This is a genomic window from Brevundimonas vesicularis (assembly GCF_027105095.1).
In the GTDB taxonomy this organism is placed as follows: Bacteria; Pseudomonadota; Alphaproteobacteria; order Caulobacterales; family Caulobacteraceae; genus Brevundimonas; species Brevundimonas vesicularis_E.
The window spans coordinates 92,515-106,403 of record NZ_CP114278.1; the positions used below are offsets into that span (position 1 = coordinate 92,515).

15 protein-coding genes are annotated in these 13,889 nt (G+C 66.3%); 10 read left to right on the forward strand and 5 right to left on the reverse strand.

The features are described 5' to 3' along the window. From phnC to O2K97_RS00480, 7 genes are all read left to right on the forward strand, one after another. The gene (gene phnC / locus O2K97_RS00450) at window positions 1–810 is read left to right on the forward strand and encodes a phosphonate ABC transporter ATP-binding protein (RefSeq protein ID WP_017506638.1); all 810 of its coding nucleotides are present in this window, start codon (window positions 1–3) and stop codon (window positions 808–810) included. Then, window positions 807–1,823: a phosphate/phosphite/phosphonate ABC transporter substrate-binding protein gene (phnD, locus tag O2K97_RS00455; protein WP_205681859.1), complete on the forward strand. Its 1,017-nt coding sequence runs from the start codon at window positions 807–809 to the stop codon at window positions 1,821–1,823. The genes phnC and phnD overlap by 4 nt, the downstream gene beginning before the upstream one ends. Continuing rightward, a complete protein-coding gene (gene phnE / locus O2K97_RS00460; protein WP_045809538.1) occupies window positions 1,820–2,632 on the forward strand; it encodes a phosphonate ABC transporter, permease protein PhnE in 813 nt (270 codons plus the stop codon). The genes phnD and phnE overlap by 4 nt, the downstream gene beginning before the upstream one ends. A 79-nt stretch (window positions 2,633–2,711) precedes the next feature. Next, window positions 2,712–3,779, forward strand: coding sequence for a substrate-binding domain-containing protein (locus O2K97_RS00465; protein ID WP_269220037.1), 1,068 nt, complete (start codon window positions 2,712–2,714; stop codon window positions 3,777–3,779). A 120-nt stretch (window positions 3,780–3,899) separates the two neighbouring features. Next, window positions 3,900–4,778, forward strand: a complete 879-nt coding sequence (gene galU / locus O2K97_RS00470) for a UTP--glucose-1-phosphate uridylyltransferase GalU (protein WP_066554058.1) — start codon at window positions 3,900–3,902, stop codon at window positions 4,776–4,778. 101 nt (window positions 4,779–4,879) lie between these two features. Further along, complete coding sequence (locus O2K97_RS00475; RefSeq protein WP_169802112.1) at window positions 4,880–5,677, forward strand: enoyl-ACP reductase FabI; 798 nt, start codon at window positions 4,880–4,882, stop codon at window positions 5,675–5,677. 92 nt (window positions 5,678–5,769) lie between these two features. Further along, window positions 5,770–6,933 (forward strand): benzoate/H(+) symporter BenE family transporter, encoded by a 1,164-nt coding sequence (locus O2K97_RS00480; RefSeq protein WP_269220038.1) that lies wholly within the window; start codon window positions 5,770–5,772, stop codon window positions 6,931–6,933. Window positions 6,934–6,947: 14 nt separating this feature from the next. Here the strand turns inward: O2K97_RS00480 and O2K97_RS00485 are convergent, their stop codons facing one another. Continuing rightward, window positions 6,948–7,334 carry a DUF3597 domain-containing protein gene (locus O2K97_RS00485; protein ID WP_269220039.1) on the reverse strand — a complete coding sequence of 129 codons (387 nt, stop codon included), beginning with the start codon at window positions 7,332–7,334 and terminating at the stop codon, window positions 6,948–6,950. Window positions 7,335–7,385: 51 nt separating this feature from the next. After that, window positions 7,386–8,102 carry a glutathione S-transferase N-terminal domain-containing protein gene (locus tag O2K97_RS00490; RefSeq protein ID WP_269220040.1) on the reverse strand — a complete coding sequence of 239 codons (717 nt, stop codon included), beginning with the start codon at window positions 8,100–8,102 and terminating at the stop codon, window positions 7,386–7,388. A gap of 159 nt (window positions 8,103–8,261) precedes the next feature. Between O2K97_RS00490 and O2K97_RS00495 the strand changes: the two genes are divergently transcribed. After that, entirely contained in the window at window positions 8,262–8,435 is a 174-nt protein-coding gene (locus O2K97_RS00495; protein ID WP_269220041.1) for a YegP family protein, read from the forward strand. On the opposite strand, the gene rimM is transcribed toward O2K97_RS00495, so the two are convergent. The 3 genes from rimM to ffh form a co-directional block, all read right to left on the reverse strand. Next, window positions 8,432–8,959, reverse strand: a complete 528-nt coding sequence (gene rimM / locus O2K97_RS00500) for a ribosome maturation factor RimM (RefSeq protein ID WP_269220042.1) — start codon at window positions 8,957–8,959, stop codon at window positions 8,432–8,434. The two genes, O2K97_RS00495 and rimM, sit on opposite strands and share 4 nt — an antisense overlap. Before the next feature lie 69 nt (window positions 8,960–9,028). Continuing rightward, complete coding sequence (gene rpsP / locus O2K97_RS00505) at window positions 9,029–9,580, reverse strand: 30S ribosomal protein S16 (protein WP_269220043.1); 552 nt, start codon at window positions 9,578–9,580, stop codon at window positions 9,029–9,031. Window positions 9,581–9,604: 24 nt separating this feature from the next. Further along, on the reverse strand, window positions 9,605–11,143 hold the full coding sequence (ffh, locus tag O2K97_RS00510; protein ID WP_269220044.1) for a signal recognition particle protein: 1,539 nt from the start codon (window positions 11,141–11,143) through the stop codon (window positions 9,605–9,607). 315 nt (window positions 11,144–11,458) lie between these two features. On the opposite strand from ffh, the gene O2K97_RS00515 reads away from it, so the two are divergent. After that, window positions 11,459–12,664, forward strand: a complete 1,206-nt coding sequence (locus O2K97_RS00515) for a saccharopine dehydrogenase family protein (protein ID WP_066554042.1) — start codon at window positions 11,459–11,461, stop codon at window positions 12,662–12,664. Between the two features lie 13 nt (window positions 12,665–12,677). Beyond that, the gene (locus tag O2K97_RS00520; protein ID WP_269220045.1) at window positions 12,678–13,850 is read left to right on the forward strand and encodes a carboxynorspermidine decarboxylase; all 1,173 of its coding nucleotides are present in this window, start codon (window positions 12,678–12,680) and stop codon (window positions 13,848–13,850) included. The last annotated feature ends 39 nt before the right edge of the window (window positions 13,851–13,889 follow it).

Genomic DNA, 13,889 nt, shown 5'->3' on the forward strand with positions numbered 1-13,889 from the left:
ATGAGTTCATCCGCAGCCGCCGCCGCCCCTGGGCTAGTCCTGGCGCGTGACGTGTCGAAGACCTTCGGATCGCGAAAGGCGCTGGACGGCGTCTCGATTTCCGTGGCCTCCGGCGAAATGGTCGCCCTGATCGGTCCGTCCGGGTCGGGCAAGTCCACCCTGCTCCGCTCCATCACCGGCCTGCAGTCGATCGACGCCGGCGCCGGCACGATCCAGGTGTTCGGCGAGACCGTGCAGAAGGACGGCCGCGTCACCGGCGCCGTGCGCAAGGCGCGCAGCAAGCTGGGCATGATCTTCCAGCAGTTCAATCTGGTCGGGCGCTTGAGCCTGTTCTCCAACGTCATGCTGGGCGCGCTAGGCCGTCTGCCCGGATGGAAGGGCCTGCTGGGCCTGTGGCCCCAGGCGGACAAGGACAAGGCCATGGCGGCCCTGCACCGCGTCGGCGTCAGCGACTACGCCGCCCAGCGCGCCAACACCCTGTCCGGCGGTCAGCAGCAGCGCGGCGCCATCGCCCGCGCCATCGTGCAGGGCGCCAAGGCGATTCTGGCCGACGAACCTGTCGCCTCGCTGGACCCTGTGTCAGCCCGCAAGGTGATGGAACTGCTGGTTGAGCTGAACAAGCGCGACGGCATGGGGGTGATCGTCACCCTGCACCAGGTCGATTACGCCATCCGCTACTGCGACCGCGTCATCGCCCTGCAAGGCGGCAAGATCGTCTATGACGGCCCGTCCACGGCGCTGGACCAAAAGCGCCTGATCGAAATCTACGGTCCCGAGTTCGAGGACGCGTTCTGGGAGACCAAGGCATGAGCCTGTCGCGCATTTCCCCCACCCGCCGTCTAATTGCTGCGGCCGGCGCCGCCGTCATGATCCTGGGCCTGGCGGCCTGCGGCGGCGGCGAGGACAAGAAGGCTGCGGGCGGGGCGCCCAGCGAGATCACTTTCTCCATCCTGTCCGCCGAAGGCCAAGCCTCGGCCGGCCCGCTGTGGCAGCCGCTGCTGGACGACATGTCCAAGGCCATCGGCGTGCCGGTGAAGCCCTATTTCGGTTCGAACTACACCGTCCTGGTCGAGGCCATGCGCGGCAACCATACCCAGGTGGGCTGGTTCTCGGCCAAGCCTGAGGTCGAGGCCATCGATCGCGCCAAGGCCGAAGTCATCGCCCGCACCGTCAACCGCGAGGGTCTGGACAGCTATCAGTCCACCCTGATCGTCAAGAAGGGGTCGGGCATCACGCTGGATCAGGTCATGGCGTGCGGCAAGAAGTACAACTTCGGCATCGGCGACGCCCAGTCGACGTCGGGCACCCTGGCCCCGCTGACCTTCCTGTTCAATCCGCGCGGCGTCGTCCCCAGCCAGTGCTTCAAGACCGTGCGCTCGGCCAACCACCAGGCCAACGCCTTCGGCGTGGCGACCGGCGTGATCGACGTGGCGACGTCCAACAGCGTGAACACCATCTTCATGCGCAAGGAAAACCCGCAGCTGGCCGGCCAGATCGAGGAAATCTGGACTTCGCCGCCCATCCCCGAGAGCGGCATCGTCGTGCGCGAGGACCTGGATCCGGCGCTGAAGGAAAAAATCCGCAGCTTCTTCCTGACCTATGGCCAGGGTGAAGGCGCCGAGGCCGAGCGGCAGCGCAAGATTCTGGCGGACCTGGAATATTCCCGCTTCACCGCCGCCGACGACAGCTATCTGGACCCGATCCGCGAAATGATCGCCGACCAGAAGCTGGGCGAGGCCCGCGCCAAGGGCGATACGGCCGCCGCCGCCGCCGCCGAGCGCGAGCTTCAACGCCTGCGCAGCCTGCGTGAGGTCCGGCCTTGACCGCAGTCGCGTCTCCCGCCGTCGCGATTCCGGCGGCGCCCAAGAAGTCCGCCCTCGCCTGGGTCGCCGACGTCCTGGTCTGGGGCGGCGTCGCCGCCGTCCTGCTGTACAGCATCGACGCCGTCGACCTGGGCAATATCTCGCGTCTGTTCGCTGGCAACGACAGCACACAGTTGTTCGTCCACGACCTGCTGCGTCCCGACTTCAGCGACTGGAAGATGTTCGTCGCCAAGATGTGGGAGACGGTGCAGATCGCCCTGTGGGGCACCTTCCTGGCCGTGATCCTAGGTATCCCGCTGGGTCTGGCGGCGGCGCGCAACATCGCGCCCGTCTGGGTCGTGACGCCGGTGCGCTGGATCATGAACCTGCTGCGTTCGGTGCCGGATCTGGTGATCGGCCTGCTGTTTGTGACCGCCGTGGGCCTGGGGCCTCTGGCGGGTGTTCTGGCCATCACCCTGAATACGGCCGGGGTTCTGGCCAAGCTGTTCTCGGAAGCGGTCGAGTCAATCGACAAGGGTCCGGTCGAGGGCGTGCGCGCCACCGGCGCGGGCAAGTTGCATGAGATCGTCTGGGGCGTCCTGCCTCAGGTCGCGCCGCTTTGGACCTCGTTCGCCCTGTACCGTTTCGAATCCAACAGCCGGTCCGCGACCGTGCTTGGTCTGATCGGCGCGGGCGGCATCGGCCAGGTGCTGTTCGACAGCATGAACGCCTTCGATTTCCGCGCCGTCTCGGCCATCGTCATCGTCGTCGTGGTCGCCGTGACCCTGATCGACACGCTGTCGCAGGTGATGCGCCGCCGCCTGCTGTAGCGGCGGCGGTCCCCTTCGCGGGACTGTCATAATCCTCTGCTCTAAGCATCGCGAAATCGATGCTCAGGGAGAGCCTTGGATGATCCGCACACTGAAACTGGCGGCTTCGGCCGCCGCCCTTCTGGCCCTGGCGGCCTGTGGCGACAACGGCGGGGGCGGCTCCGCCTCCGGGGCGCGCTCCGGCATCTGGGCGGCCGGTTCGTCGACCGTCTTCCCCTTCGCCACGCGGGTCGCCGAGACCTTCGCGCGCGGTTCGGGCGGCGCGGCGCCGCGCGTCGAATCGCTGGGCACCGGCGGCGGCATCCAGGCCTTCTGCCAGGGCGTCGGCCCGACCACCCCGGACATCGCCAACGCCTCGCGTCAGATGAAGCAGTCCGAGTTCGACCTGTGCGCCAAGAACGGCGTCACCGACATCGTCGAGATCAAGATCGGCTTCGACGGCATCGTCATCGCCACGGCCCGTAACGGCAACGGCTTCAACTTCGAACTGAACGACCTGTACGAAGGCCTGGCCAAGGAAGTGCCGGGCGCCAACGGTCAGTTCGTCGCCAATCCGGCCAAGACCTGGAACCAGGTCAACGCCGGCCTGCCGAACCAGCGCATCCAGGTCTATGGCCCGCCGCCCACCTCGGGAACGCGCGACGCCTTCCTGGAGCTGGGCATGACGCCGGGCGCCAAACTGGTGCCGGCGGTTAAGGCGATCGAAGACGACAAGGATCGGTTCGAAGCCATCGCCCACACCCTGCGCGAGGACGGCGCCTGGATCGATTCCGGCGAGAACGACAACGCCATCGTCCAGACCCTGACCCGCACGCCAGGCTCGCTGGGGGTGTTCGGCTATTCGTTCCTGGAGCAGAACCTGGATACGGTGAAGGCCGAGACCATCGACGGCGTCGCCCCGACCGCCGACACCATCGCCAGCGGTGAATACCCGCTGTCGCGCAGCCTCTACATCTATGTGAAGAAGGCCCATATCGGCGTTATTCCGGGCCTGCAGCAGTTCGTGCAGGAGTTCCTGTCGGAAGGCGCCGCCGGCAAGGGCGGTTATCTGGCCGACCGCGGCCTGATCCCGCTGCCGGAAGACCAACTGCTGGCCCAGCGCGCGACCATCGCCGCCATGACGCCGATGGCACGCCCCGCCAAATAAGGCGGAACCCGACCGCCGTTCCGCCCCTTCTTTCACCGGGTCGCCCCGTTGAAGCGCGAAGCGCTTCAACTGAAGCGCACGAGGCCGTAGAAGGGGCGGGATAGCTGTCAGGATGATTTTATGACCACCACGCCCGCGCGCCTGCGCAAGGCCGTACTGCCCGTCGCGGGCCTCGGCACCCGGGTCCTGCCCGGCACCAAGACGACGCCCAAGGAACTGCTGAACGTCGTCGACCGGCCGATCCTGTCCTACATCGTCGAAGAGGCGCGCGAAGCCGGGATCGAGCACATCGTCTTCGTCACCGGTCGCTCCAAGGGCGCGATCGAGGACTATTTCGATCACCAGATCGAGCTGGAAGCCCAGCTTCTGGCCAAGGGCAAGACCGATATCCTGGAGATGATGAACGCCGAACTGGCCTCGGCCGGAGAGATGAGCTTCACCCGCCAGATGCAGCCCAAGGGCCTGGGCCACGCCGTCTGGTGCGCGCGCGATATCATCGGCCACGAGCCCTTCGCCGTCATCCTGCCCGACGTCATCGTGGATTCTCAGCCCGGCGCCCTGAAGCAGTTGGCCGAGGTCTATGCCGAAACCGGCGGCAACATCATCGGCGTGGAATCCGTCCCCGAAGATCAGACCCACAAATACGGCATTGTCGATCCGGTGAGCCGCGACGGTTCGCGCATCGTCATGAAGGGCATGGTCGAAAAGCCCGCCGCAGGAACCGCGCCGTCCAACCTGTCGATCTCGGGCCGTTACATCCTGCAGCCGGAGATCTTCGACCTTTTGGCGACGCAGGAAAAGGGCGCGGGCGGCGAGATCCAGCTGACCGACGCCATGGCGCGACTGATGGCGGACCAGAGCTTCACCGCCGTCGAATACGAAGGCGTCACCCACGACTGCGGCGACAAGATCGGCCTGTTGCGCGCCAACGTCGCCCTGGCCCTGAAACGCCCCGATCTGGGCGACGCGGCGCGCCAGGCGATCGCGGGCCTGCTCTGACGCAAGGGAAGGCGGCGGGGGTTCCGGTTTACGCCCGCCCCTGCTAACCCTCCGCGCAAATCATCTGGAGACGAACCATGGCGACTTCCGAAGGCTGGGACATGCCGACCGGCGACCTCATGAAGGGCAAGAAGGGCCTGATCATGGGCGTGGCCAACTCCAGCTCCATCGCCTGGGGCATCGCCTCGCAGCTGGCGGCCCAGGGTGCCGAGCTGGCCTTCACCTATCTGGGCGAGAGCCTGGAGCGCCGGGTTCGTCCCCTGGCCGAAAGCGTCGGCGCAAAGCTGCTGATCCCTGCCGACGTCACCGACGACGCCTCGATGGACGCGGCCTTCGCCGAGCTGGAAAAGACCTTCGGCACGATCGACTTCGTCGTCCATTCGGTGGCCTTCGCCAACAAGGACGAGTTGAAGGGCAGCTTTGTCGACAACACCACGCGCGACAGCTTCCTCCTGGCCATGAATATCTCGGCCTTCAGCTTCGTGGACGTGTCCAAGCGCGCGGCCAAGCTGATGCCGAACGGCGGCAGCCTGATCACCCTGACCTATCTGGGGTCCGAGCGGGTCATTCCGAACTACAACACCATGGGCGTGGCCAAGGCCGCGCTGGAAGCCGCGACCCGCTATATCGCGCGCGACCTGGGTCCGAAGAACATCCGCGTCAACGCCATCTCGGCCGGGGCCATGCGCACCCTGTCGCTGGCCGGCATTTCGGGCGGGCGCGGCCTGCACTCCAAGTCGGCGCAGTTCTCGCTGATCAAGGAAGAGACCTCGATGGAAGGCGTTGCGGGCGCGGCCCTGTGGCTGTGTTCGGACCTGGGCCGTTCGACCACGGGCGAAGTCGTCCACGTCGATGCCGGCTTCCACGCCGTGGGCCTCCCGGAAGACATCGAAGGTTGATTGGAGAAGGTTGATCGGGGAAGCCTGATCCGGCCCTTCCGGCGTCAGAGGTGACGGTTTAAGGCCGGGGCATGAATGCTCCGGCCTTTTCCATGCGCGCCCTGCCCGCCTCCGCCTTTTCGTCCGCCGCCGTGGCGACGGTGATCGGGTTTGGCGGGACGGTCGCCCTGGTGGTCCAAGCGGGCCAGGCTATGGGCGCGGACGCGGGCCAGATCGGGTCAATGGTGACGGCCCTGTGCCTGGGCATCGGGGCGCCGGGCGCCTTTCTGAGCTGGCGGCTGAAGATCCCGGTTGTGCTGGCCTGGTCCACGCCGGGGGCGGCCCTGCTGGCGGCCTCGACCCTGGGCCTGTCCTGGCCGACGGCGATCGGCGCCTTCGTCTTCGCCGCCTTGCTGATGATCCTGACCGGCCTGATCCCGGCGCTGGGAAGGCTGGCCGCGCGGATACCGGCGGCCATCGCCTCGGCCATGCTAGCCGGGGTGTTGCTGCCCTTCGTGCTGAGACTGTTCAAGGTGGCGCCGGAAGAGACGACCCTCGTCATCGGGCTGATCGCGGTGTTCCTGATCTTCAGACGGCTGTGGCCGACCTGGGCCTTGCCCGCCGTGCTGGCGGCGGCTTTTGCGGTGCTAGCGATGCGGGGGCAGCTGACCCTGCCCGCCGGGACCGGCCTATTCGGCCATCTGGAGCCGATCGCGCCCGTCTTCGACTGGAAGGCCGCGGTCAGCCTGGGCTTTCCGTTGTTTCTCGTGACGCTGGCGGCCCAGAACCTGCCCGGGCTGGTGGTGCTGCGGAGCGCGGGGTATCCGCCCCCCGCAAACCGATTGATCCTGTCGACCGGCGTGGCGAGCCTGTTGATCGCGCCCTTCGGCGGGCATGGGGTCAATCTGGCGGCGATCACGGCGGCCATCTGCACCGGGCCTGACGCTCATCCCGACTTCGCCAAGAGGTGGATCGTGGGCGTGATCTACGGCGGTCTTTATCTGGTGGTGACCCTGTTCGCCGCGCCGCTGGCGGGCCTGTTCACCGCCATGCCGCCGGCCGTGCTGGCGGCGGTGACGGGTCTGGCGCTGATCGCGCCGCTGACCGGCGCGCTGCAGAACATGATGACGGAGGTTGGATCGCGCGAGGCGTCTGTGTTGACGTTTGCGGCTACGGCGTCAGGCCTGACCCTGTTCGGCGTCGGGTCGGCCTTCTGGGGTCTGGTGGTAGGGTTTGCGGCGCTGGCCGCGATGCGCTGGATCAGACCGCGGGCCTGATCCAGCGAGAGGGATTAATCCCGCAGCGAGGCCGGGACCTGACCGCCGTTTTCGGCCAGCTTCTTCCAGACCGCCTTGGACAGGGCGATGTTCTGTTCGGCCGAGCCGTGCTCGCCGGCGTGGACGTTCAGTTCGTCGGCCAGTTCCTTGCGGGCCGCCAGGCTGGAATCCAGGTCCAGCAGCTTCAGCAGGTCGACGATCGAGGTGCGCCAGTTGCCGCCGCCGCCCTTGGACGCCGCCAGATCGCTGAGGACCGCCTCGACATCGACGGGCGGCAGGGCCGGCGTCGGAGTTGGTGCGGTGCCCGGCGCGGGTTGGGCGCTGGGCGCCGGGGTCGGCTGAGGCGCCGCCTTGGGCTTGTGGCCCGTGATCTTGTTCCAGATCGAAGAGAAGATACCCATAGGTCGCGCTCCAGTTGATGCCGTCAGATAATGCCCGTGGGCGGCGACGGTTCAGTGACGCGCCGGAATCTCTAGGCCGCGCTGGACCGCGGGGCGGGCCAAACCGCGCTCCAGCCAGGCGGCGACGCGCGGGAAGTCGGCGAATCCCACGATTTCGCCCGCTTCGTAGAAGCCGATCAGGTTGCGGACCCAGCCCAGGGTGGCGACATCGGCGATGGAATAGTCGCCGACAAGCCAGTCGCGGGGTTCTCCCCCGTCATTGGCAAGCCGCGTCTCCAGCACCTCCAGCAGGCGGCGGCTTTCGGCGACGTAGCGGTCGCGCGGGCGCTTGTCCTCGTAGTCCTTGCCGGCGAAGCGGTGGAAGAAGCCCAGCTGGCCGAACATCGGGCCGATCGCGCCCATCTGGAACATGACCCACTGGATCGTCTCGTAGCGGGTCGCCGGGTCGGCCGAGAGCAGTTTGCCGGTCTTTTCCGCCAGATAGATCAGGATGGCGCCGGATTCGAATAGGGCCAGCGGCTTTCCGTTCGGGCCGTTCGGATCGAGGATGGCGGGGATCTTGCCGTTGGGGTTCAGCGACAAAAACTCCGGCCCCCAGGTCTCGTTCTTGGTGATGTCGACCAGGTGCGGCTCATAGGCCAGGCCGACCTCCTCCAGCATGATCGAGACCTTCACGCCGTTGGGCGTCGGCAGGGAATACAACTGGATGCGATCGGGGTGCTGGGCCGGCCAGCGTTGCGTGATCGGGAAGGCGGACAGGTCGGTCATGGCGGGCCTCTGCGGGTTTCCGTCCTTATGTTGGCGCGGTCTGCAGGCTTCGCAACAGTCACCGGCGCCATTTGATCGCGGGCTTGTGTCTGGAACCGTACGGCTGGCGATGCCAGCTTGGCCGTGACCGATCGACGGTCGCAGTCAGGGGAACGCCCGATGGCGCACAAGTTCGAAGTCTATCAGGACAAGGCCGGCGAATACCGCGTCCGCTTCAAATACAATTCCGAGGTCATCTTCTCGACCGAAGGCTACGCAGACAAGTCGGGCGCCAAGCGGGCGATCGAATCTATCAAGAAGCACGTCGTCGACGCGCCCGTAGAGGACGCCTAATCGGGCTCGCGCTCGCCCACCTCAGTCGGCGGTACGGCCATGAGCCAGCCGTCGGCCAGATGCAGTTCCGGCGTCGCTTTCTTGGTGAAGGGCAGATACCAGGTCGGGCCGCCGGCGGCGGGCGCGATCTCCAGCATGTCGTCGGCGCCGAAGTTCTGAACCGATTTCACCGTGCCCATGACGGCGCCCGCCGTGTCGCGGACCTGAACGCCCAAGAGGTCGGCGAGGTAGAACTCGTCCTCATCCGGCTCGGGGAACCGGTCGCGGGGGACGTGCAGCTTCAGGCCGCGCAGCGCGTCGGCCTGTTCCTTGGTCGTGATCTCCTTGGCCCGACCGACGACGCCGTTCTTGTCGGGCCGCGTCGAGGTCAGGGTCAGGGCCACGGTCCCATCGGCGCGCAGCAGAGGGCCATAGGCGGTCAGGGCCAGGGGGTCGGCGGTGAAGGCGGTCACCCGCACCTCGCCCCGCACGCCGAAGCCACCGCCGATCTGGCCGACGAGGATCAATCTGCTGTCCGTGGTCATGCGTGTTCTTAACCCATGAAAAAGGCGGCGTCGAAGGACGCCGCCCTGATCATCGTCAAACCGAAAGGCTTAGCCTTCGGCCTTTTCCTCGGTCGCTTCAGCAGCCGGGGCTTCCTCGGCGGCGGCGTCAGCGGCCGGAGCCTCTTCGGCAGGCGCTTCTTCAGCAGCGGGAGCGTTCTTGGCGGCTTCGGCGGCGGCGGCGGCCTCTTCCTTGGCGCGGGCGGCGGCTTCAGCGGCCTCGACCTTGGCGGCGGCTTCGGCTTCCAGGCGGTCGGCTTCGCGCTGGGCGCGTTCGGCGGCGCGCTCTTGCGCCTTCTTGCCCGGAGCGCCCTTGTTCGGGTTGTTCGACTGCGTCCACTTGACCTTCTGGCCCAGGGTCTCGTCCTGCGACAGGAAGCGGGCGACGCGGTCGGTCGGCTGGGCGCCCTTGCCGAGCCACTCGGCGACGCGCTCGACCTTCAGAGCGACGCGCGGTTGGGCGCCGTCCTTGGGCAGCATCGGGTTGTAGCTGCCGACCTTCTCGATGAACTTGCCGTCGCGCGGCGAGTGCGAGTCGGCGATGACGATGTGGTAGTAGGGGCGCTTCTTGGCGCCGCCGCGGGCCAGACGAATCTTCAGCATTTCAGGTCTCTTTCTAGAAAATCGTTATTTCTTGGGAGGGAAGCCCGGCAGGCCAGGAAGACCTCCCGGAAGTTGTCCGCCGCCCAGTCCGGCGAGCCGGTCCTGGATGGCTTTCAGATCGTCGGCGGAGGGTTCGGCCATCTTGCCGCCGCCCAGCGCCTTGAGGCGGGCCATGTCGGGGCCGCTGCCCATTCCGGGCACGCCGCTGCCGCCGCCGAGGCCGCCCAGCATGGCGGCCATCTGCTGCATCTTCTTGGGTCCGCCGCGCGCCATCGACTTGACCACGTCAGCCATCTGGCGGTGCTGCTTCAGAACCCGGTTCACGTCCTGCACATCGACGCCGGCGCCGGCGGCGATCCGCTTCTTGCGCGAGGCGTTCAGCAGGTCGGGCTTCTTGCGCTCGGCCTTGGTCATCGAGGAGATGATGGCTTCCTGACGCAGGATCATCCGGTCGTCGATGCCGCTTTCGGCCATCTGACCCTTCATCTTGGCCACGCCGGGCAGCATTCCCATGATGCCCTGAAGCCCGCCCATCCGCTTCATCTGCTGAAGCTGGCCGGCAAGGTCATCCAGATCGAACTGACCCTTGGCCAGTTTGCGGGCCATCTTCTCGGCCTTGGCCTGATCCAGATCCTGGCTGGCCTTTTCGACCAGGGCGACGATATCGCCCTGACCCAGGATGCGGCCGGCGACGCGACGGGCGTCGAACACGTCCAGCGCATCGACCTTTTCGCCGGCGCCGAGATATTTGATCGGCAGGCCGGTGACGGCCCGCATCGACAGCATGGCGCCGCCACGACCGTCGCCGTCGGCGCGAGTCAAGACGAGGCCGGTCAGGGGCAGGCGCTCGTTGAAGGCCTTGGCGGTGCGCACCGCGTCCTGGCCGGTCAGGCTGTCGGCGACCAGCAGGGTCTCGACGGGCTTGGCGATGTCGGCGACCTCGGCCACCTCGTTCATCAGCCCCTCGTCCAGGGTGATGCGGCCGGCGGTGTCGAGGATCAGGACGTCGAAGCCCTGGAGTTTTGCCGACTGCAGCGCCCGGCGCGTGATCTGGACCGCGCTCTCGCCCACCACGATCGGCAGGGTGGCGACCTCGATCTGCTTGCCCAGGGTGGCCAGCTGTTCCATCGCGGCCGGACGACGCGTGTCCAGCGAGGCCATCATGACCTTCTTGCGATCGAACTTGGTCAGGCGCAGCGCCAGCTTGGCCGAGGTCGTGGTCTTGCCCGAGCCCTGAAGGCCGGCCATCAGCACCACGGCGGGCGGGTTGGCGTTGGTGTTCAGCGGGACCGGCTCTTCGCCGCCCAGCATCTCGATCAGGCCGTCATAGACCATCTTGACCACCTGATCGGCCGGCTTGACCGAACGGATGACCTCTTCGCCGGTCGCGCGCTCGGTGGCGAAGGCGATGAATTCCTTGACGACCGGAAGGGCGACGTCGGCCTCGAGCAGGGCCACGCGCACTTCGCGCATCGCCTCGGCGACATCCTTTTCGGACAGGGCGCCGCGCCCGGTGATCCGGTCAAAGACGCCTGTCAGCCGCTCGTTCAGAGCCTCGAACATTCACTACCTCTTATGGCGCAGGTGAAACGGCTCCATACGACAACGGCCCCCGGCGACGATCACGTCGGCGGAGGGTTCTCGCCGGGCTCGTCTCATCGAAATGAGGGTCGTCCCGGTGGAGACGCAGGTTCACTTGCGTCGGAAGCGGCGGCTTATGGCGGAAAAACCGCACAAAGGCAACCGGAGCGATTCAGTCACGCTATAAGAGCCAATATCGGCGCAGGGATTTAGCGGATTGTCATCATCGTGCTAAGAGCCGCGCCCTTTATAGGGGCGGCGCTGTCGCCAGGGTTTCAGACTTCGGGAGAAGCACAGATGAGCAAGGTGCTGGTTATCGGCGCAGGCGGCGTCAGTTCGGTGGCCGTCCACAAGATGGCGATGAACGCGGACATCTTCTCGCATATCACCCTGGCGAGCCGCACCAAGTCCAAGTGCGATGCGATCGCCCAGTCCGTGAAATCGCGCTTCGGCGTCGACATCGACACGGCCGCCATCGACGCCGACGACGTGGCGGCGACCACGGCGCTGATCCAGAAGGTGCAGCCCGAACTGGTCGTGAACCTGGCCCTGCCCTATCAGGACCTGTCGATCATGGACGCCTGCCTGGCCGCCGGCGTCGACTATCTGGACACCGCCAACTACGAGCCGCGCGACGAAGCCAAGTTCGAATACAAGTGGCAGTGGGCCTATCAGGACCGTTTCAAGGACGCCGGTCTGATGGCGCTGCTGGGCTCGGGCTTCGATCCCGGCGTGACCTCGGTGTTCACCACCTACATCAAGAAGCATCTGCTGGATTCCATCGAGACACTAGACATCCTGGACTGCAACGGCGGCGACACGGGCCTGCCCTTTGCGACCAACTTCAACCCCGAGATCAACCTGCGCGAAGTGACGGCGAACTCACGTCACTGGGAGAACGGCCAGTGGGTCGAAGGCCCGGCGCTGAGCCACAAACAGACCTTCGACTTCGAAGGCGTGGGTCCGAAGAACATGTACCTCATGTACCATGAGGAGCTGGAATCGCTGGCGAAGTTCTATCCCGAGATCAAGCGCATCCGCTTCTGGATGACGTTCGGCGACAGCTATCTGAAGCACCTCGAAGTGCTGGAAAACATCGGCATGACCTCGATCGAGCCGATGTCGTTCCAGGGCCGCGAGATCATTCCGATCGAGTTCCTGAAGGCCCTGCTGCCCGAGCCGGCCTCGCTGGGTCCGATCACCAAGGGCAAGACCAACATCGGCGTCATCGCCACCGGCCTGAAGGACGGGGTCAAGAAGACGGTCTACGTCAACAACATCTGTGACCACGAAGAGGCCTATGCCGAGACCGGCAACCAGGCCGTCAGCTACACCACCGGCGTGCCGGCCATGATCGGCGCGGCCCTGATGGTGACGGGCCAGTGGAAGGGCGATGGCGTGTTCAACATGGAGCAGCTGGACCCCGATCCCTTCATGGACATGCTGAACAAGCACGGCCTGCCGTGGAAGGTTCAGGACCTGGACGCCCCTCTGGACTTCTGATCGGACCGACTGAATGCAGACCCAGGCCGGCGATCCGGGCGCCTTTGCGCATTTCGACCTGAACCGCGTCGCCTCGCCCGCCTTCGTGGTGGACGAGGCGGCCATCCGTCGCAATCTGTCCGTGCTGAAGGGCGTGCGCGACGGAGCGGAGGCGCGCGTGCTTCTGGCGCTGAAGGCGTTTTCGATGTGGTCGCTGGCCGATGTGGTCGGCGAATACCTCGACGGGGTCTGCGCGTCGGGTCTGTGGGAGGCGCGGCTGGCGCGCGAGTTCTACACGGGCGAGCTGACCACCTATTCGCCGGCCTATACGGCGCAGGACCTGCCTGAGATCCTGCGTTTGTCGGACCACGTCATCTTCAACAACCCGGCCCAGATCGCCCGTTTCGCCGATCTGATCGCCAAGGCGCGGGCTGAAGGGCAGGTGTTCGAGATCGGCCTGCGGCTGAACCCTGAACATTCCGAAGGCGAGGTCGCCAAATACGACCCGGCCCAGCCCTGTTCGCGCCTGGGCTTTCCGGTGTCGCAACTGACGGCCGACCATCTGATCGGCGTGGATGGTCTGCATATCCATGCGCTGTGCGAGCAGGATTTCCAGCCGCTGTCGCGCATCTGGGCGGCGGTGGAGCCGAAGCTGGCGCCGCTGCTGGGCGGGATCAAATGGTTGAACCTGGGCGGGGGGCACCACATCACCCGCGCCGACTATCAGACCGAGGATCTGACCGCCTTCGTGCGCGATCTGCAGGCCCGGCACGGGGTTCAGGTCTATCTGGAGCCGGGCGAGGCCGTGGCGCTGGACGCCGGCATCCTGATCGGCGAGGTGCTGGACGTGTTCGAAAACGGCATGCCCATCGGCATCACAGACATCTCGGCCACCTGCCATATGCCGGATGTGATCGAGGCACCCTATCGCCCCGCGCTGCTGAAAGAGCCCGAACATGGGGTGACGGTGCGGCTGGGCGGGCCGTCGTGCCTGGCCGGCGACATCATCGGCGACTACGTCTTCGCCGAACGGCCGACGCCGGGAACGCGCATCGCGTTTCTGGACCAGGCCCACTATTCGATGGTGAAGACCAACACCTTCAACGGCGTGCCGCTGCCGTCCATCGTGCTGTGGAACTCCCAGACGGATGCGCTGACGACGGTGCGCGCGTTCGACTATTCGGCCTTCCGCGACCGCCTGTCGTAGGCGCAAGAAAAAAGGCGGCTCGCGCCGCCCTTCCCCGTC

Excerpts from the sequence above, each read along its gene's own strand:
- phnC (WP_017506638.1), top strand. The coding sequence starts at position 1 with ATGAGTTCATCCGCAGCCGCCGCCGCCCCTGGGCTAGTCCTGGCGCGT.
- phnD (WP_205681859.1), top strand. The coding sequence starts at position 807 with ATGAGCCTGTCGCGCATTTCCCCCACCCGCCGTCTAATTGCTGCGGCC.
- O2K97_RS00465 (WP_269220037.1), top strand. The coding sequence starts at position 2,712 with ATGATCCGCACACTGAAACTGGCGGCTTCGGCCGCCGCCCTTCTGGCC.
- galU (WP_066554058.1), top strand. The coding sequence starts at position 3,900 with ATGACCACCACGCCCGCGCGCCTGCGCAAGGCCGTACTGCCCGTCGCG.
- O2K97_RS00475 (WP_169802112.1), top strand. The coding sequence starts at position 4,880 with ATGCCGACCGGCGACCTCATGAAGGGCAAGAAGGGCCTGATCATGGGC.
- O2K97_RS00480 (WP_269220038.1), top strand. The coding sequence starts at position 5,770 with ATGCGCGCCCTGCCCGCCTCCGCCTTTTCGTCCGCCGCCGTGGCGACG.
- O2K97_RS00485 (WP_269220039.1), bottom strand. The coding sequence starts at position 7,334 with ATGGGTATCTTCTCTTCGATCTGGAACAAGATCACGGGCCACAAGCCC.
- O2K97_RS00490 (WP_269220040.1), bottom strand. The coding sequence starts at position 8,102 with ATGACCGACCTGTCCGCCTTCCCGATCACGCAACGCTGGCCGGCCCAG.
- O2K97_RS00495 (WP_269220041.1), top strand. The coding sequence starts at position 8,262 with ATGGCGCACAAGTTCGAAGTCTATCAGGACAAGGCCGGCGAATACCGC.
- rimM (WP_269220042.1), bottom strand. The coding sequence starts at position 8,959 with ATGACCACGGACAGCAGATTGATCCTCGTCGGCCAGATCGGCGGTGGC.
- rpsP (WP_269220043.1), bottom strand. The coding sequence starts at position 9,580 with ATGCTGAAGATTCGTCTGGCCCGCGGCGGCGCCAAGAAGCGCCCCTAC.
- ffh (WP_269220044.1), bottom strand. The coding sequence starts at position 11,143 with ATGTTCGAGGCTCTGAACGAGCGGCTGACAGGCGTCTTTGACCGGATC.
- O2K97_RS00515 (WP_066554042.1), top strand. The coding sequence starts at position 11,459 with ATGAGCAAGGTGCTGGTTATCGGCGCAGGCGGCGTCAGTTCGGTGGCC.
- O2K97_RS00520 (WP_269220045.1), top strand. The coding sequence starts at position 12,678 with ATGCAGACCCAGGCCGGCGATCCGGGCGCCTTTGCGCATTTCGACCTG.